This is a genomic window from Herbaspirillum sp. GCM10030257, from assembly GCF_042666555.1.
In the GTDB taxonomy this organism is placed as follows: domain Bacteria; phylum Pseudomonadota; class Gammaproteobacteria; order Burkholderiales; family Burkholderiaceae_D; genus Noviherbaspirillum.
Genome location: NZ_JBHTDH010000009.1, coordinates 149792 through 168873 on the forward strand (window position 1 = coordinate 149792; position 19082 = coordinate 168873).

A 19082-nucleotide genomic window follows, 5' to 3' on the forward strand; every position below is an offset into this window, starting at 1 on the left:
TGAACCGGGAAACTGAATCTCATTATTCAAAGGAGCATCATGAACAAGCAAATCTTCGTCAATCTTCCTGTCAAGAACCTGGAACGTACCAAAGAATTCTTCGCATCTCTCGGCTATACATTCAATGCCCAGTTCACGAACGAGCAAGCCGCCTGCATGGTCATTTCCGATGACATCTACGTGATGCTGCTGGTCGAAAGCTTCTTCCAGACCTTTACAAAGAAGCCGATCGCGGATGCAAGCAAAGTCACCGAAGTCCTGACCTGCCTGTCTTGCGAAAGCCGCGAACGGGTCGACGAACTGGTTGCGAAAGCAGTCGCTGCCGGGGGCAAGACGCCGAACGCGCCACAGGATTACGGCTTCATGTATAGCCATGGATTCGAGGACCCTGACGGTCATGTCTGGGAGCTGATGTATATGGACCCATCCGCTGCGGGTCAAGGCTGATGCATTCGGCCACTCATCATGCGATTTCGGCCGTCTGGCGCATCGAATCCGCGAAGATCGTGGCCGGTATCGCACGCATGGTGCGTGACATCGGGCTGGCGGAAGAGCTGGCCCAGGATGCGCTTGTGTCGGCGCTTGAACATTGGCCGCTCGATGGTGTGCCGGCCAATCCGGGCGCTTGGCTGATGGCGACGGCGAAGAACCGTGCCCTCGACCGGCTTCGCCGTGACAAGCTGCTGGGCGAAAAGCTGGAGCAGATGGGCCATGACCTCGAAGCGCAGGAGGCTTTGATCGTGCCTGACTTTGTCGACGCGCTCGACGCAGCGAGGAATGACCAGATCGGTGACGATCTGCTGCGCCTGATCTTTACCGCCTGCCATCCGGTGCTGTCATCCGAAGCGAGAGTCGCGCTGACCCTGAAGCTACTGGGTGGACTGACCACGCACGAGATTGCCCGAGCTTTTCTGGTCGCGGAACCGACGATTGCACAACGCATCGTGCGTGCAAAGCGCACACTGAACGAGTCACGCGTGCCGTTCGACCTGCCCCAGGGCGATGCACTCGCGGAGCGTCTTGCCACGGTGCTTGAGGTGGTCTACCTGATCTTTAACGAAGGTTACACCGCAACCGCAGGCGAAGACTGGATGCGTCCGACCCTGATTGAAGAAGCGTTGCGCCTCGGCCGCATGCTGGCCGAACTGGCGCCGCAGGAACCGGAAGTGCACGGCCTGATTGCCCTGATGGAGCTGCAGGCTTCGCGCGCCAAGGCCAGAGTCGGCACCAGCGGGCGACCGGTGTTGCTGCTCGATCAGGATCGCTCACGCTGGGATCATTTACTGATACGTCGTGGCCTGACGGCGTTGCAACGTGCGGAAAACCTGGGAGGTCCGGCCGGTCCCTATGTTTTGCAGGCGGCAATCGCGACCTGCCATGCGCGAGCGCATACCGCTGCGGAAACGGACTGGCATCGCATTGCCGAGATCTACGGCATGCTTGCCATCGTCTCGCCCTCTCCGGTGGTCGAGCTCAATCGCGCCGTCGCCGTCAGCATGGCGGCTGGGCCGGCAGCCGCGCTGGAGATCGTGGATCGCTTATGCAAGGACAAGTGTTTGCAAGGATATCAATGGCTGCCCAGCGTGCGCGGCGACCTGCTTGAAAAGCTTGGCCGCAAGGACGAAGCACGACAGGAATTTGAGCGCGCCGCGAGTCTCGCGGGCAATCTGCAGGAGCGCGAACTCCTGCTTGAACGGTCGAGCAAACTGAAGGACACGTGACGACGAGGTGACGGTTAATTGCCGCTTGCCAACAGATCAAGCAAGGTCAGCGCAACGACCTTCGTTGCCCGTCGCAGGTCTTCCAGCTCGATGAATTCATCCGCCTGTTTGGCATTGGATTCCAGAACGGTACGTGGTCCCGCGCCGTAGAGCACGCAGGGTATTCCCGCCTCCGCATACAGGCGGGCATCGGTGTACAAGGCAGAGCCATTGGTCGTAATCGGTTCTCCAAATACGGTCACCGCATTCTTTTGCAGGCTTTCAACCAGTTTTTCGTGGCCTGGCAGTGGGCGCAGCGCCCCTGCCTGGAGAAGCTTGCGGATCTCGACCCGGATACCTGTCATTCCTGCAACGGATTGCTCGATCATGTTTCGCACGTCGGCCTCGACCGTAACCGGATCCTCTTCAGGGATCATGCGGCGGTCCATTTTGAGCACAACCTTGCCAGGGACGACGTTCGTGTTGGTGCCACCGTCGATACGGCCGACGATCATGGTTGGACTCGTAATGCCCTGCACCTTTGAGCGCACCTGACGCAATTCCGGCACCTTGGCGTAAATCGCCTGCAGTACGCGGGTCGCTGCTTGCAGGGCATCATGTCCGGTATCGGGAATCGATCCGTGTGTCGCCTTGCCATGTACCGTCACCTCGAATTGCAAACAGCCATTATGTGCGGTGACAACGTTATAGCCGAAGCCGGCTCCGATCACGTAATCCGGTCGCGTGAGCTTGTTTTCCAGCAGCCAGCCCGGGCCGAGCAAGCCGCCAAACTCTTCATCGGCGGTGAAGTGCAGTTCAATACCGCCCTGTAACCGTGTGCCAAGCGCTTCGATTGCCTGCGTGGCGAACACATAGGTCGCAAAATCGGATTTGGAGACCGCTGCCGCGCGTCCGTACAAGCGACCATTCTCTACGACACCACCGTAGGGTGGCCTGGTCCAGCCGTCACCCGGGGGTACCACGTCCCCGTGCGCATTCAACGCAATAGTCGGTCCCTGGTCGGCATAGCGCCGGCGCACGATGAGATTGGTAATACTTTCCATGCCGTAGTCATGGACTAGCTGTACCGGCACTGGATGCCGTTCAACTGGCCAGCCTCGGGTTTCGATCATCGCAGCGACGGCTTCACTGAACGGGGCGTTATTACCTGGCGGCGTGTCGGTGGGAATGCGAACCAATGCCTGCAGGAATGCCACCTGCTGTTCAAAATGATCGTCGATCCATTTCAGGAGAGGTTCCTTCTGCATGGTCTGTTGGGCTTGTTGGGTTGTCATTTTTCCTCGGAGTCGTTGAGGGATGAGACATCACGCGACATCACACGTGTCGAGTGACGCAGAGATTTGATGCGATTGTCCTAAGCCGACGCAAGTTCCGTCCGCGTCGTGCCAGAGCGGCCGCATAGATATGCGCCATATACACCACACATACTTCATAGGTCCTTACCCATCCGCAACAGAGGAACCGCAACGCCGCCACGATCGTCCATTAGCTTTTCGATCGGTACATACCCGCACGCCCGGTAAAGCGGCTCGCCGGCCATGGTGGCCATCAGTTCTGCCTTGCCAAAACCTTCCGTGCGTGCCGCTTCTTCGCAGAGGGCAAGGATCAGTCGACCGACTCCCTTGCGCACATGATCGGGATGCGTATACATGGCCCGAACCCGCGCGGCATCCCTTGTCGGATCGAGCAGCGTCCCGCTACGCCCCGGGGACTGGTCCCCGCCATACAGCGTGGCGCGCCTGCTCCATCCCCCGCAACCGGCAAGCTGGCCATCTGCTTCCACGATAAAGTAGGTATGGTCATCAATCAGCTGTGTGTCCAGTCCCATAATGGTCCGGCTCGATGCGATCTGGCTATCGCTCAGGAAGGGTTTTTGCAATTCAGAGATGGCGGCATCGATCAGCGAATTCAGCAAACCGAGATCGTCACGGCAAGCAAATCTGTGGGTCAGGATCGCGGTGGTCATGGCTCATTGCTCAGCATTATCCGAAGATGTCCTCAAGCGGCTCCGCACGCTATCACCTTATCGCTTGGCGACCGCACCTTCGCGTAACCGATGGATCGACTCTCGCAGATTGGCAAACTTCGCCGGCTTGACAAGATGATCATTGAAGCCTGCCGCCCTGGTGCGCTCGATGTCCGAAGAATTTCCATAACCGGTGAGAGCGATAAGGGAAGCATCCTTCATTCCGGAAATGGTGCGGATCTTGCCAGCGACCGTCGTACCATCCATGTCCGGCAAGCCGATATCAAGGATGACAATGTCAGGCTGGTGACGCCGCACCGCGATCAGGGCGTCGGCACCATTGTGCGCTGACGCGACTTCATGCCCGTCCATCCTCAGCAGTTCGGAAATAATATCAGCGGCTTCGCGGTTGTCATCCACTACCAAAATACGGTATTTGCCCGCGGGCGCCAGGTTGCTGCTGTTCTGGCTCGGCGTTTTTTGCGGGTTGGGCGCCAATACTGGCAGCGTGATTTCAAACTCGCTCCCCAGACCCACGCCGCTGCTCAGCGCACGAATCGAGCCGCTATGCAGCTCAACCAATGTCTTGGACAGCGAGAGTCCGATACCCAGGCCGTCCTGCACCCGGTCGGCGGCATGGCCGGCTTGCGTAAATAGCGAGAAAATCGAGTCAAGGCTTTCCGGGGGAATGCCAATGCCATTATCCTTCACCCGGATATGCACCTGGCCGTCATGCAGCTCGGTACTAAGGGCAATTTCCCCATGCGGGCGCGTAAACTTGGCCGCATTGTTTAACAGATTGCAGATGGTCTGCGAAAGACGTACGCTATCCCCATCGACCCAGATTTCGTCGGCAGGCAGCGATGTCGCCAGCGTATGGTGGCGGCTTTCAATCATGGGGCGCGCTGTTTCAATCGCGGAGTCGATGACCGTTCTGAGCTCGACAGGTTGCTTCTGCAATGCGAGTTTACCTTGCGATATCCGCGCCACGTCCAGCAAATCATCGACCAGCCTGACCATATGTTCGGTCTGGCGCAGTATGGTCTGATGCGCACTCTTATGCTTGTCAGACTCATGCGGTCCGGACTGTTGTAGGAGTTCGACTGCATTACGAATCGGTCCGAGCGGATTGCGCAATTCGTGCGCAAGCACGGCAAGGAACTCATCCTTGCGCCGATCGACGTCGCGCAATTCACGCTCTACCCGTCCAAGACGCAACAAGGCCCGGACATTGGCGACGAGTTCTTCCGGTTCGATAGGTTCGAACAGGTAGTTATCGGCGCCGCCATCCAGGGCCCTGATTTTGTCACCGGTGCCAATGTAGGAAGCCGATGTTTGCAGCACCAGAATGTGGCGGGTCTCTTCATCTTCCTTGAGGCGACGGCAGACTTCGAAACCATTGATATCCGGCAGTTTCACATCCAGCAGTACCAGCGCAGGTTTATCGCTCTTTGCCCTGCGCAGCGCTTCCCCACCGGTCGGTGCTTCGATCACCTTGAATCCTGCGCGCGACAGGATGCGCGACTTCGCATAGCGCGCCGCGTCCGTATCGTCAACATTCAATATCAGGTGGTCGTCTTCGGAAAACATGATCTTGCTCTTAATGCGCACGCGGACCGCGTGCAGTGTGGTTCAATGCGTCGCCCTCCGACGAACCCGCTACGTTCCTGCTACCCGTCTTCTCCGGCACCAAGCGCGTAAGCTGCGCAACCAATTCGTCGCCTACCACCGGCTTGACGAAGAAAGCATCCGCTCCCAGCGCAAAAGCCTTCGCGGGATCGTCAACTTCTGTCGCCACAATGATCGGCGTGCGACCGCGCATGCCATCATTCTTCGTATCCATCAGCCACCGCCAGGTATCCTCGCCATTCAGATTGATATCCAGAATGATGGCTACCGGAGAAACCGACGCCCAGATTTCGTCAGCCTCCCACAAGCTACGTGCCGGAATCGCCCTGAAAGCCGTACCGCGCAGGAATTTCTCATACATGATCCTGACCGGCTGCTGGTCTTCGATAACGAGTACCGGCAGGCGCTCGTCAGCGATTCCACTCTCCGAGCCGACTAGAATTTCCGCTTCGCGTTCAGTATCTTCACTAGGAAGAGTAACCGGAATTACTGCAGAGAAGGTAGAACCTTTATCAAGTGTACTGGAAAGTTCAACGCGCCCGCCCAACAAATCGGCAAGCTTGCGACAAAGCGGCAAACCCAGGCCGGTGCCCTTGATTTTATGTTGCAACCGGTTCTCGACCTGTCCGAACTCCTCGAAGATGATCTGCTGGTGCTCCGGTGCAATACCCAAGCCGGTATCGGCAACCGAAAACCGGATCGCCCTCTCTTCAGGCAAATGATTTGCGGACACTCTGACTTCACCCGAATCGGTGAATTTCAGTGCGTTGGAAATAAAGTTGCGCAGAATTTGCGAAACCTTTGCCTCGTCCGTGTACATCGTGGATTGGAAGTTGGGTGCCTCAAAAATCAACTGGACCGACTCGGTGACCAGCAGAGGACGAAGCATGCCGCGCAGCGCGCTGAACAGTTCGGCAACATCGAACTTGGTAGGCCGAACATCCGTTTTGCCGGCCTCGATCTTGGCGAGGTCAAGCAAGTCGTTGACGAGTTCCGACAGCGACTCGGCGCCCTTGAGGATAAAGTTGACCTGCTTCTCCTGCTCTTCCGACAGGTCGCCATCGACACGGTCAAGCAGGAGCTTGGATAGGCCGCGAATCGAACTCAGCGGTGTCCTGAACTCATGACTCATATTGGAAAGGAAGCGTGACTTCATCTCATCAGCACGACGCAGGTGATCTGCCTTTTCGTCGAGTTCGGCATACAGCGCCACCACGCCGCGGTTGGTATCTTCCAGCTCACGGGTAAGCTGGACCAGTTCTTCCTGTCTGGCCTTCAGCTCTTCCAGCGTAATCAGGAGTTCGCGATTTTGCTGCTGCACTTCACCCAGCGTTGCCACCGGCTGTGCCGATGCCAGTTCCGCGCCGATGGCGCCAACGGACTGCGGGGTCAGGGTGGGCGCCGCTGCCGACAGCAACTTTTTGACGGTGATGGTGGTGCCAGTTCCCTTGCCAGTGACGATGTCGAACTGATCCATGAGGCGGCGTGCGCCCATAATGCCGACACCCATGCCTGTCGGCGAATGGTATTTGCCTGACAAAACCTCGTCCAGGTTGCTGATGCCGGGGCCCCTGTCTTCGATCCGGACGACGAGCACTTGTGGCGAAGTCTTGCCTTCGATGGAGAATTCCACCCGGCCACGCGACGCATAGTTGTATACGTTACGGGCAAGTTCCGAGACGGCGGTGGCAATCCGCACCTGGTCCTGTGCCGAGAAGCCGCAGGCTGCCGCAACCTGCCGGGCACGCTGGCGCGCAGCGACCACGTCTTGTTCTGTTTCGATCGCGATGGTGAGTATGCGCATGCTCATATCAGTCCATTACCTGTTTACTGTTCACGGATGACAAGCACTGTCACGTCATCCCTTTGGCGGCAAAAATCACGGTATAGGACGGCGGCGATCAAGGACGGATGTGCTGCTTCCAGGCCAGGATAATGATCGAGACTCCAGCGTGTCCCCAATCCGTCCGAATGCATGATCAGCATCGTGCCGGAAGTCCACGGCAAGACAAACTCCTGCACTTTGCGCATATTGCTGCCGACGATCCCATTGTGAGACATCAGTTGCCGCTTGCCTCCGCCTTGGAAGATCACCGCCGCGATGTTGCCGACGCCGGAAAAGTGCAATTCTTCCGACAGCGTATCCAGCCTCGCTACCGCCACTGCGGCACCTCGGGTAGCGCGCAGCGAAGCATGGCTTTCCCAGATCGCGGCTTCCGGATACAACTCAGGATGGCTGCCAATGAGGTTGATCGCCGCCTCCGATGCACGCGCCGCGTCGGGCCCATGGCCCAGCCCGTCAGCAACCATCACCGTGGCAAGCGTCGGGTTGCTGCAAACAGCCCAGGCGTCACCACAGACTTCTTCGCTGGGAAGCGGCAGGCAGACAACGCCCGTCTGCCAGGCGCCTGAAACGGGTGCCTCGGGGACGTTCCAGAACTTCATGTAGATTGCCGTACCCTTGTCCTCATGCGAATAGATGTCGAATTCGTCCGCAAGACGCACCATGGCCCCAAGTCCAACTCCATAGCTGCCGGCGGTCGATACGCCATCCTTCATGTGCAATGCAACGTTAGCCATGCCGCGTCCGGCGTCCAGCGCAATGACTTCAATACCCGACGCATTGCCCTGCTCCACCGGGCGCAGGATGATCTGGCCTCGTGTAGCGTGCTTGACGATATTGGTCGCCGCTTCCGTCACGGCGATAGCCACCTTGCCGGCGGCGATTTCGTCAAAGGATTGCAGTTTGGCGAGTTCCGCACTGCCTCGCCGTACTCCGGCGATTTCAGCTGCCTCATCGATCGCATAGATTTTCTGGCGACCGGCAGTGCTTAGAATGGTTTCCATTTCGTAATACTTACGGTAGTGCCCTCGCCGGGAGCGGTAATTATTTCAAATTCATCGGAGAGGCGCTTTGCTCCACTCAGTCCGAGTCCAAGACCGCCGCCCGTCGTATAGCCGTCCTTCAGCGCCAGCGCGACATCCGGAATTCCAGGGCCATGATCAATGAACGACAAGCTCAGTCCGCGCCGCCCGCCATTGGTCACTTTCAATATATGCGACTCCCCGCCGCCGCCATAGCGCAGCGTATTGCGCGCGAGTTCACTGGCGGCTGTCACCATTTTGGTCTGGTCGATCAGGCTGAAGCCGATTGAAATCAGCGCCTCGCGTACCGACTGGCGCAAACGGACAACATCTTCATCCGTGCGCAGCGGAAGCACCAGCTTTTCAGCGTTATTTGTACTCAACACATCTGCCTTTACGAGCGTGTTCCGGTTACGGGATCATCAAACAGTTGATGCACCGGCTTATGCCGCGGTGCGCTGCAACAATTTGATTCCCTGCTCGACGTTCAAGGCGGTACTCACGCCTTCCAGTGTCAATCCAAGTTCCACCAGCGTGATGGCGACAGCCGGCTGCATACCGACCACCACCGTACGCGCATCAAGAATCTTGGCCATCGCCGCCGTGTTGCTAATCATGCGGCCGATAAACGAGTCGACAATATCAAGCGCCGAGATGTCGATCAGAACGCCGTTTGCACGGTCCTTGACGATCCTGGCAGTCAGGTCATCCTGAAGCGTCATGGCCAGTCGGTCGTGCATGTCGACCTGGATGGTCACCAGCAAAAGGCGACCCATCCTCAAGATGGGGATACGATCCATTAGCGCCTCACTGCTCTTGGTTTGCGTGGGTGATCGTCGCGCCGGTGCGCTTCAATGCAACAATGAATGCATCGGCCAGGGTCGCCTTGGTGATGACATCTTCCAAATTAACGCCAAGGTGGACGATGGTCTGGGCGATTTGTGGCCGGATGCCGCTGATGATGCAGTCCGCGCCCATCAGGCGTGCCGCTGCCACGGTCTTGAGCAGATGCTGAGCAACCAGTGTATCCACCGTAGGTACACCGGTAATATCGATAATGGCGATGGAGGCGCCGGTATCGACGATCTTTTGCAGCAGGCTTTCCATCACTACCTGCGTGCGTGCACTGTCGAGCGTGCCGATCAGCGGCAGTGCGAGCACGTCTTTCCACAACTGGACGACCGGCGTCGACAGTTCCATCAATTCCTGTTGCTGCTTGAGGATGATCTGTTCGCGCCCTTTTTGAAACTCTTCGATGGTGAACAGGCCGAGACGATCAAACAGCGTGCCTGTCTGTGCGGTTTCGTCGACCAGCGCGTCCGGATCCTTGTCCAGCTCTTTGCGCAGCAAGGCAAACAGCGGTTCTTTCAGGGAAAAAACGAAATTCGCGGTTTCGATCGGGGAAAAGCCCTGGCGTACACGTGCCAGGGAAATTCCTGACAGCAAGCTGCGTACATCGCTCCAGGCTCCTGTATCGATATCGTAGTCTTGTCCTTTCTGCACAGTTGCTTGCAGCATGTCCAGGAATTGCGCGGCTTGCTCAGCCATGTCTTTCTCGGCGGCCTTGTCACGGCGTACGGAGCGGGAAAGCATGCCTTCCAGCCATCCGGCAAGCAGATTGTCGCGATTATTCTGAATTACTTTTGCCAGATGTCCGGTCGCAAATTTTGTCATTGGGGCTCCATTAATACTGAATAGAAATTGAAGTCGGTTTGAATAGCGTAAGCAAGTTCGATCGCCTGCAACAACGACAATCGTTGCATAAATGTTAGCCCGGCAGTGTATCACCGGGCCTATGTGGTAGACGGGAAAGATATTAGTGAAAAGCAATAATTCTTGTGGTCAATTGACCATTCTCAATGCTATTGCCTTAATTGCAAGAATAGTAAATATCAGCTTGCTTGTTGACTGTTCTATTTAAGAATCGTTGCGTATTAACCGGACAGCAAATGAAAATTTTTGCGTATACCAAATCCCTTAAGGTCTTTCCGATATTCCCGATTGCTATGAAAAATAAGAACTGTGCCGGGAAATTGAAAAACTGCCGTCACGGGAGGTGAAGATCATCAATTGCCGTGTGCGGTAAACTAGTACCAAGCAGTGTTATGAAATCTGTCATGCCGTCCGTATAAACCTTATCCATACAATTTCGGACACCTTCATCTTTTCAAAATAATAACTTGGACGTGGAACAAATCCGGGCATACCGTACAGTGGCCGAGCATAGTAGATGTTTGGTGTCCGTAGATATAGTCAGGGCGCTTCGCCAACACCTTTGGGATCGAAAATGAATGTCAAACGAATCGTCGCCAACCTCCGGGCGACCGAGCCATCTGAAGTGGACGATTTCTATCGAAACGTTCTTGGCCTTGAACTTGCCATGGATCATGGATGGATTCGCACGTACACAGGTTCTTCCAAAATGGTGGTGCAAGTCAGCTTCGCGAGTGAAGGTGGCTCCGGCACGCCAGTGCCTGACCTATCTATAGAGGTAGACGACCTTGACGAGGCGCTGCGCCGGGTCCAGAGCGCCAGGATTCCCTTGGAGTACGGCCCTGCCACTGAGCCGTGGGGCGTTCGCCGGTTCTACGTCAAGGATCCGCTTGGCAAGCTCATCAACATTCTTCAGCATCAGTAGACGAGTGTGCGCTAGCAATTCATTCAAGCCGATCGATGGTCGAGCGGTCGCACGAAGCCTGACAAGCCCGAGCGCTTTCACCTTTGCCGCATACCATCATCGACGTTAACCATATCAACTATGCGACTACGCTTGGCCATATCGGGTTTGCTCCTCATGCTCCAGTTTCTTGCTGTTGCATTTCCTCCGGATGCAATTGCACCTGCAGTAGCAATGTCGATCTACGTGCCGCTCACTCTTTTGCGGGGACTTGGTCTTCCGGTTTTTACGGCAGCGGAGTCTGGTGGCTGGGCTACGCCATCGTTATTCGGATGGGCAATTGCTGCCATCTTTTGGACAATATTGTGGTGGAGCGTCGCTTCGTTTGTCGCTTATTTAGTAAGCTATTTCGTAAGACGGCCAATCGATAATGCTTAACATGTCAAATGAATTTTCATCTTCCATTATTGTGCCTGCGTCCAGCCACCACCCAGCGCCTGAATTAACGCCACTGCGGCTGTCTGCCGGTCGGCCTGCGCCTGCGCTAGTGAACGGCGGGCATTGAGTGCAGTGACTTGCGCATTGACGACCTCGGTATAGTTCACCTGCCCCGCCCTGTATCGATTCAGCATTTGTGTTTCAGCCTGGTCAGCCGCAGTCGATGCCTGCTGGCGCAGCTCGACCTGACGTGCGAGTACCTGTCCCGCCGAGAGCTGGTCTTCCACATCCTGGAAGGCAGTCAGCACGGTCTGCCGATAACGTGCGACCGCTTGTTCGTGCGCGGCACGCGTAGCATCGATCCGGGCACCCGTCGCGCCGGCGTCGAATATCGTCTGCACTGCCGACAGGCCCAGCGACCACAGCATGGTGGAGGCGTTAAACAGATTGCCGACCGTGCTGGCAGCGGTTCCATATGACGCGTTAAGACCAACACTGGGGAAATAGCCGGTCCGGGCAATACCGATCTGTTCGTTGGCCGCTGCGACACGACGCTCCGCGCCCGCAATGTCCGGCCGGCGCTGTAGCAGCGTCGATGGCAAGACAGCTGGCACATCCGGCACAAAATTTTTCCAGGTCGTCGGTGCAAGCGCGAAGTCAGATGGCAGTTTACCGATCAGCACCGCGATCGCGTGTTCGAGCTGCGCACGCTGACGGGCCAGGCCCACCTCGTCCGCCTGCGCGTTCGCAAGCTGGGTTTCGGACTGCAGCACATCCGTCTTCGGCGCAATGCCGGCGGCGTAGCGATTGCGCGTAATCTGAAGGACACGCTGGTAGCCGGCAATCGAGTCGCGTAGCAAGCCGGTCTGCAGGTCGGTCAGCCGCAGCGCGAAATAATTGGCAGCCAGTTCGCCTTGTGCCGCGAGGCGTGCCGAGGCGAGATCGGCGGCACTCGCTTCGGCGCTGGCACCCGCGCTGGTCACGGACGCACGCAATCTTCCCCAGACATCCGGTTCCCAACTGCCGCCGATACCGACCTGATAGGAATTGGAGGTCCGCACGCCGGACGCTGCGGTAGTAGCGCTGCTGGTGTTTCCGGTGTTGCTGCGGCTTCCGCCGGAGCGTGAACCACCTCCATCCAGCGACACGATGGGAAACAACGCCGCGCGCTGCTCCCGTACCAGCGCGCGCGCCTGCTCATACGCAGCCGCAGCGGCGGCCACGTTCTGGTTTGATACGTCGACCTCGGACGCAAGTTGATTCAGCACAGGATCATTGAACAGCGACCACCACGCTCCGCGGTCGGCCGCGTCGGCCGGCATCGCGGGCACCCATCCCGGCGCTTCCTTGAATTGCGCCGGCAGCGGCGTCGCCGGCCGCTCATAGACGGGGCCGACAGCGCATCCGGCGAGCTGTAGGGCGATGGCTGTTGCAATGGCAATACGGCTTGCTGAAATCATGGATGCATTCATGTTGAAGAAGGTGTGGCGTTATCAACCCGACGAAGCGCGTATTCGGCCGGACTACGTCGCCGGAGTTTATCAAGCAGGATGTAGACGACCGGTGTGGTCAACAAGGTCAGCACCTGGCTGGCAATCAATCCTCCAATGATCGCAACGCCGAGCGGCCTGCGCAGTTCCGAACCTTCGCCGAAGCCTATGGCAAGCGGCAGCGCACCAAGCGCGGCTGCCAGCGTTGTCATGAGGATGGGACGGAAGCGCAACAGGCATGCTTCGCGTACCGCTTCCACCGCATTGAGGCCGCGCGCACGCTCCGCTTCGAGGGCAAAGTCGATGATCAGAATGGCATTCTTTTTGACGATGCCAATCAAAAGGAACACGCCAATCAACGCAATAATGGAAAATTCCATCTTGAACATCAGCAGAGCCAGCACGGCACCAACACCCGCAGACGGCAAGGTCGACAATACGGTGATCGGATGGACCAGGCTTTCATACAAGATACCCAGCACGATATAAATCACGACCAGTGCGGCGGCGATCAGCAAAGGCTGCTGGTTTTGCGATTCCTGGAAGCTGCGTGCTGCACCGGCAAAACTTCCGCGTACGTTGGTCGGCATGCTGATTGCCGCCTCGGCTGCCTTGACTGCATGCTGAGCTCCACTGAGCGTGGCACCATCGGCCAGGTTAAAGGAAATCGTGGTTTCGAGTTCCGCATCTTCATGGCTGATCGATGCAGGCGCGGGCCTTTCGGTAAAACGCGCAATGCCGGCGAGCGGCACCATGGTGGTGGGTGCCGTGCTCAGCGCCTGTCCGCTCGACTGGTCTCGCAAGCCGGGATTGATGACCGAAGAGTTAGTGCCGGTTGCGGTTACGGTTGCGGCAGTGGGACCAGATGCTGTCGTGCTGGTCGCTAACGTGTTTGTGCTTGTGTTTGTGCCTGTACTTGTGCTGGTACCAGTGCTGTTACGCACCGGCACATAGATATCCTTCAGCGCTTCCGGACTTTTCGCAAACTGTGGAGAGACTTCCATGACAACGTGGTACTGATTCAACTCGCCGTAAACCGTGGCTACCTGGCGTTGACCAAAAGCGTTGTACAGCGCGTTGTCGACATCCCGGGAAGTCACGCCGAGACGCGCGGCCGTGGTGCGATCGACCTCGACGAAGGTTTCCACCGCATTCTCCTGCTGATCGGTGTCGACATCGGTCAATTCCGGTTGTAGTTTCATTGCCTCCGCCAGCTTGATCGCCCAGGTCTTCAGTTCGGCACTACTGTCGCTTTTCAGGCTGTACTGATAGGTGGAATTGGTCTGGCGTCCGCCAATGCGCAAGTCTTGCACGGTGTTCAAAAAAAGGCTGATGCCGGTGACCTGCGCAAGTTGTGGACGCAAACGCGCGATCACGGCCTGTCCGCCATCAGAGCGTTCGGAGCGCGGCTTGAGGTTGATAAACATGAATCCGCCGCCCGCACGCCGCCCGCCAGTAAAGCCCACCACGGTGTCAACTGCGGGATCACGCTGGATGATGTCGACCAGCTGTTGCAGCTTGCCCTGCATGGCCTGGAAAGAAATGCTGCGATCCGCCCGCAGACCTCCGTTGATCTGGCCGGTGTCCTGTTGCGGGAAGAAGCCTTTTGGCGCGGCAATGAAGAGGTAGACGTTCATCCCTACGACAACCACCAGGATGAACATGACCAGCCAGCGGTTATCCAGCGCCCAATCAAGACTGCGCGCATAGTTGCGATGCACCATGTCAAAGCCGCGCTCAAAGAATCGTGCAATCCTGCCCGGCGACTTGGTCTTCGCACCTTCCGGCGTTCGTTTCAGCAGCCACGCGCACATCATCGGAGTCGTCGTCAGCGAGATGACCATCGAGATCATCACCGCCGCTGACAAGGTCACGGCAAATTCGCGGAACAGACGGCCGATCTGGCCACCCATGAACAGCAGGGGAATAAAAACCGCGACCAGTGACACGCTGATCGACAGTACCGTGAAGCCAACTTCACGCGCGCCCAGCAATGCCGCCTTGAAACGGTCCATGCCGGCTTCGATATGCCGGCTGGTGTTTTCCAGCACCACGATGGCATCGTCGACCACGAAGCCGGTGGCCACGGTCAGGGCCATCAGGCTCAGGTTGTTAAGGCTGAACCCCAGCATGTACATGATGCCAAAAGTAGCCAGCAGCGATACCACGGTTGCGACCGCCGGCACAATCGTCGCGCGGAAACTACGCAGGAAGGCGCTGACCACCAGGACGACCAGGACCACGGAAATGATCAGGGTGAATTCAATTTCATGCAGTGAGGAGCGGATCGAGTTGGTGCGGTCCGACGCCACTTGCAAACGCACGTCCTGTGGTAGCTGCTCCTGCAATTCCGGCAGGAGCGCACGCACGCCGTCGACCGTCTTGATGACGTTGGCTCCCGGCTGCTGGGTGACCAGCACGATCACGGCCGGCTGGCCGTTGAAGAGGCCGATGGTGCGACTGTCTTCTACGCCGTCAACGACATTGGCTACATCCTGCAAGCGCACCGCGGCGCCATTGCGCCACGCCACCACCAGCCCGCGATAGTCCGACGCGCTCTTGCCGCCGTTTTCGGTGCCAACCTGTGAATAAATCTGCAGCCGGCGCTCGTCGCCTTCGATTGCGCCTTTGGGCCGGTTGGCCGTGCTGGCCTGGATCGCGGCGCGTACATCTTCCATGCTCACGCCGTAATTGTTCAATGCAAACGGCAGCAGTTCCACGCGCACCGCCGGCAGCGAACCGCCGCCAAGTTCAACGTCACCAACGCCCGGCACCTGTGCAAGTTTCTGTTGCACCAGGTTGGAAACCTCGTCGTAAATCTGACCCGGAGAACGGGTGCGGGATGTCAGTGCAAGAATAATGACCGGCGAAGCGGACGGACTGACCTTGCGATAGGTCGGATTGCTTTTCAGCGTGGCGGGCAGGTCTACGCGTGAGGCGTTGATGGCTGCCTGAACTTCACGGGCCGCCGCATCGATCTTGCGGTTGAGTTCGAATTGCAGGCTGATCCGCGTCGAGCCGGTACTGCTGTTCGACGTCATTTCGTTGACGCCGGCAATCACACCCAATCTTCGCTCCAGCGGCGTGGCAACGCTGGTCGCCATGGTATCGGGGCTCGCGCCGGGCAGCGACGCGCTGACCGTGATCGACGGATATTCCACTTGCGGCAACGGTGAGACCGGCAGTACGAAGAAAGCCGCAATGCCCGCCAGTGCAATGCCGATGGTCAGCAGAATAGTGGCGACCGGTCGCCGGACGAATGGTTCGGACAGGTTCACGCGGCGACCTCATTCGATCCACGCCCGGTCCAGCGCCGACCAAGCCGGTCGAAGGCCAGATAAATGACCGGAGTGGTAAACAAGGTCAGGATCTGGCTGACGATCAGGCCGCCGAAGATCGCAAGGCCCAACGGCCTGCGCAGTTCCGCACCCTCGCCCCAACCCAACATCAGCGGTACCGCAGCGAACAGGGCTGCCAGCGTGGTCATCAGGATCGGACGAAAACGCAGCAAGGCGGCCTGATGGATCGCCTCCTGCGGTGACTTGCCCTGGTTGCGTTCGGCATCGATGGCAAAGTCGATCATCATGATTGCATTCTTCTTCACGATACCGATCAGGAGAATGATGCCGATGATCCCGATCACGCCGAGGTCATTACCGGTCACCATCAATGCCAGCAAGGCACCGACGCCAGCGGACGGCAGGGTCGACAGAATCGTCAACGGATGAATGTAACTCTCGTACAGGACACCCAGCACGATGTAGACACAGACCAGTGCCGCGAGAATCAGCCATAACTGATTGGTCAACGAGGCTTCATAAGCACCAGCTGCGCCGAGAAAGCTCAGAGTCACCGCACCGGGCATGCCGATATCCTTTGCTGCTTGCCGCACCGCATCCACTGCCTTGCCTAGCGACACGCCGGGCGCGGTATCGAAGCCGAGCGTGGTCGCTGGAAACTGCGCGACGTGAGTGATCTGCAGCGGCGCCGGACGTTCAGTGATGCTGGCCACCGCAGCCAGCGGCGTCGGCTTGCCGGAGCCAGTACGCAAAGGAAGCAAGCCTAGGGTTTCGGGGGTTGACAGTAAGCCTGGCTTCGCTTCGAGGATCACGCGGTACTGGTTGGTTTCGGTGAAGATCGTGGAGACAATGCGCTGGCCGAATGCACTGTACAGGGCATCGTCGATCGACGCCGCCGTGACGGATAATCGCGATGCGGTATCGCGGTCGATCTTGACGAAGGCCGATACCCCTGTTGCGCCCGCATCGGACACTACATTGCGTAACTCCGGTGCACTGGCCATGCGCTGTTCCAGCTTGTTCGCCCACTGCACGACTGTTGCGTTGTCGGCACCTTCGAGCGAAACACGGAACTGCGTCGGTCCAGTCTCGGCGTCGATGGTCAAGTCTTGCGTCGGCTGCAAATAGAGGGTGAGCCCGGGAATACGGCTCACGCGCTCGCGCAGCCGATCCATGGTTTCCTGCTGCGACCCGCTACGGCCACGCTTTAGATTGATGAGCATGCTGCCGGTATGCAGCATGGTGTTGTTGGCGGCATCAACGCCGACCACTGAACTGAGCGTTGCCACGTCCGGGTCTTCAAGGATCGCGGCAGCGGCGTCTTGTTGCAACTCGGCCATGCGTTGATAAGACACGGACTGCGTGGCTTCAAGCCGCGCCTGCAACTGCCCGGTATCCTGCACCGGAAACAAACCCTTCGGGATCAGGATATACAACAACACGGTCAGTCCCAGCGTCAGCACGGCGACGACCAGTGTCAGGCCCTGCCGCGCCAGCACCCATTGCAATCCCCTGTCGTAGCGCACAATCACGCCGTCGAACATACGCTGCAACCGGCTTTCCTTACGGTCTTCGTCCGGCCCGTGCAGCCAGCGCGCCGACATCATCGGCACCAGCGTGAGCGAGACCAGGCCGGAAATCAGGATGGTGATCGACAAGGTCACTGCAAATTCACGGAACAGACGCCCCACTACGTCCCCCATGAACAGTAAAGGGATCAGCACCGCGATCAGCGAAACCGTCAGCGAAATGATGGTAAAGCCGATCTGTGTCGCACCCTTCAACGCAGCCGCCATCGGCGTCTCGCCTTCCTCGATATAGCGCGCAATGTTTTCTATCATCACGATCGCGTCATCGACCACGAAGCCGGTCGCAATCGTCAACGCCATCAGGCTGAGGTTGTTCAGGCTATACCCCAGCAGGTACATCGCGCCGCATGTGCCAATCAGGGAAATCGGCACGGCCAGGCTGGCGATAACCGTTGCCCTCAGATCGTGCAGGAATGCAAAGATCACCAGCACGACCAGCACCACCGCGAGGATCAGCTCCATCTCGACATGTTCTACCGATGCACGGATGCCGGTCGTGCGGTCGCTCAGTACGTCGACTCGCAAGGACCCGGGCAGGCCTTCCTGCAATTCAGGCAGCCTGGCTTTGATTGCATCGACGGTCGCGATCACATTGGCGCCTGGCTGGCGTTGTACGTTCAGGATAATGGCCGGCTTCATGCCGGCCCAGGCGCCGAGGCGGATGTTTTCCGCGCTCTCTACCACTTGCGCGACGTTCGACAGGCGCACCGGTGCACCATTGCGATAGGCAACGATCAGGTTCTGATAATCGGCAACCGTCAATAACTGATCGTTCGAATTGATACTGTACGAACGTGTGGGTCCATCGAAGCTGCCTTTGGCACCGTTGGCATTGGCAGCCGCAATCGCGGTACGCAACGTATCGAGTCCGAGACCATACGACGCCAGCGCCTGGGTATCGGCCTGGATGCGCATTGCAGGACGCTGGCCACCATTCAGGGTGACCAGGCCAACGCCTGCCACCTGGCTGATCTTCAGTGCCAGACGGGTGTTGACGATGTTCTGTACATCAGTCAGCGGCAGAGTATCGGAGGTGATCGCCAGCGTCAGCACCGGCGCGTCAGCCGGGTTGATCTTCGCATAGACCGGCGGCGCGGGCAGGTCGGCCGGCAGTAGCGATCCGCCGGCATTGATGGCCGCCTGGACTTCCTGCTCGGCGACATCGAGTGTCTGCCCCAGGCCGAACTGCAGCGTGACGATGGACACGCCTGCAGCGCTGGTCGAACTCATCCGCTGCAGGCCGGACATCTGGCCAAACTGCCGTTCCAGCGGTGCGGTGACAGTCTGGCTCATGACCTCAGGACTGGCGCCCGGATACAGGGTCTGTACCTGGATGGTCGGAAAATCGACCTGCGGCAGCGCAGACAACGGCAGGAAGCGAAATCCGATGATGCCGGCGAGCACAATCGCCAGCATGAACAGCGACGTGGCGACCGGCCGCTGAATGAATGGCCGGGAAGGACTCATT

General features: G+C 58.2%; 14 protein-coding genes. 3 read left to right on the forward strand and 11 right to left on the reverse strand.

Translation table 11 applies throughout. The features are described from left to right. Window positions 1-39 precede the first annotated feature (39 nt). Together ACFQUU_RS15875 and ACFQUU_RS15880 are read left to right on the forward strand one after the other, a co-directional pair. A complete protein-coding gene (locus tag ACFQUU_RS15875) occupies window positions 40-447 on the forward strand; it encodes a VOC family protein (protein WP_382248804.1) in 408 nt (135 codons plus the stop codon). Further along, on the forward strand, window positions 447-1721 hold the full coding sequence (locus ACFQUU_RS15880; RefSeq protein WP_382248806.1) for an RNA polymerase sigma factor: 1275 nt from the start codon (window positions 447-449) through the stop codon (window positions 1719-1721). Before ACFQUU_RS15875 ends, ACFQUU_RS15880 begins: the two co-directional genes overlap by 1 nt. A gap of 14 nt (window positions 1722-1735) precedes the next feature. Here the strand turns inward: ACFQUU_RS15880 and ACFQUU_RS15885 are convergent, their stop codons facing one another. The 8 genes from ACFQUU_RS15885 to ACFQUU_RS15920 all read right to left on the reverse strand — a co-directional run bounded on the left by ACFQUU_RS15885 (window position 1736) and on the right by ACFQUU_RS15920 (window position 9855). Next, window positions 1736-2995: a M20/M25/M40 family metallo-hydrolase gene (locus ACFQUU_RS15885; RefSeq protein ID WP_382248808.1), complete on the reverse strand. Its 1260-nt coding sequence runs from the start codon at window positions 2993-2995 to the stop codon at window positions 1736-1738. A 155-nt stretch (window positions 2996-3150) separates the two neighbouring features. Continuing rightward, a complete protein-coding gene (locus tag ACFQUU_RS15890; RefSeq protein ID WP_382248810.1) occupies window positions 3151-3687 on the reverse strand; it encodes a GNAT family N-acetyltransferase in 537 nt (178 codons plus the stop codon). 57 nt (window positions 3688-3744) lie between these two features. Then, the gene (locus ACFQUU_RS15895; RefSeq protein WP_382248812.1) at window positions 3745-5277 is read right to left on the reverse strand and encodes a response regulator; all 1533 of its coding nucleotides are present in this window, start codon (window positions 5275-5277) and stop codon (window positions 3745-3747) included. Window positions 5278-5287: 10 nt separating this feature from the next. Beyond that, entirely contained in the window at window positions 5288-7120 is a 1833-nt protein-coding gene (locus tag ACFQUU_RS15900) for an ATP-binding protein (protein ID WP_382248814.1), read from the reverse strand. 23 nt (window positions 7121-7143) lie between these two features. Further along, entirely contained in the window at window positions 7144-8163 is a 1020-nt protein-coding gene (locus ACFQUU_RS15905; RefSeq protein ID WP_382248816.1) for an ATP-binding protein, read from the reverse strand. Beyond that, window positions 8148-8564 (reverse strand): anti-sigma regulatory factor, encoded by a 417-nt coding sequence (locus tag ACFQUU_RS15910; RefSeq protein WP_382248818.1) that lies wholly within the window; start codon window positions 8562-8564, stop codon window positions 8148-8150. The genes ACFQUU_RS15905 and ACFQUU_RS15910 overlap by 16 nt, the downstream gene beginning before the upstream one ends. Window positions 8565-8624: 60 nt before the next feature. Further along, a complete protein-coding gene (locus tag ACFQUU_RS15915; RefSeq protein WP_057294006.1) occupies window positions 8625-8981 on the reverse strand; it encodes an STAS domain-containing protein in 357 nt (118 codons plus the stop codon). A 7-nt stretch (window positions 8982-8988) separates the two neighbouring features. Then, window positions 8989-9855, reverse strand: a complete 867-nt coding sequence (locus tag ACFQUU_RS15920) for an STAS domain-containing protein (protein ID WP_382248820.1) — start codon at window positions 9853-9855, stop codon at window positions 8989-8991. Between the two features lie 613 nt (window positions 9856-10468). Between ACFQUU_RS15920 and ACFQUU_RS15925 the strand changes: the two genes are divergently transcribed. Continuing rightward, window positions 10469-10819: a VOC family protein gene (locus ACFQUU_RS15925; RefSeq protein WP_382248822.1), complete on the forward strand. Its 351-nt coding sequence runs from the start codon at window positions 10469-10471 to the stop codon at window positions 10817-10819. Window positions 10820-11262: 443 nt separating this feature from the next. Here the strand turns inward: ACFQUU_RS15925 and ACFQUU_RS15930 are convergent, their stop codons facing one another. From ACFQUU_RS15930 to ACFQUU_RS15940, 3 genes are read right to left on the reverse strand one after another with little or no spacing between them, the layout of a single operon-like run. Then, window positions 11263-12696, reverse strand: a complete 1434-nt coding sequence (locus ACFQUU_RS15930; protein ID WP_382248824.1) for an efflux transporter outer membrane subunit — start codon at window positions 12694-12696, stop codon at window positions 11263-11265. A gap of 8 nt (window positions 12697-12704) precedes the next feature. Further along, the gene (locus ACFQUU_RS15935) at window positions 12705-16004 is read right to left on the reverse strand and encodes an efflux RND transporter permease subunit (protein ID WP_382248826.1); all 3300 of its coding nucleotides are present in this window, start codon (window positions 16002-16004) and stop codon (window positions 12705-12707) included. Beyond that, entirely contained in the window at window positions 16001-19081 is a 3081-nt protein-coding gene (locus ACFQUU_RS15940; protein ID WP_382248828.1) for an efflux RND transporter permease subunit, read from the reverse strand. The genes ACFQUU_RS15935 and ACFQUU_RS15940 overlap by 4 nt, the downstream gene beginning before the upstream one ends. Window position 19082: the final 1 nt, after the last annotated feature.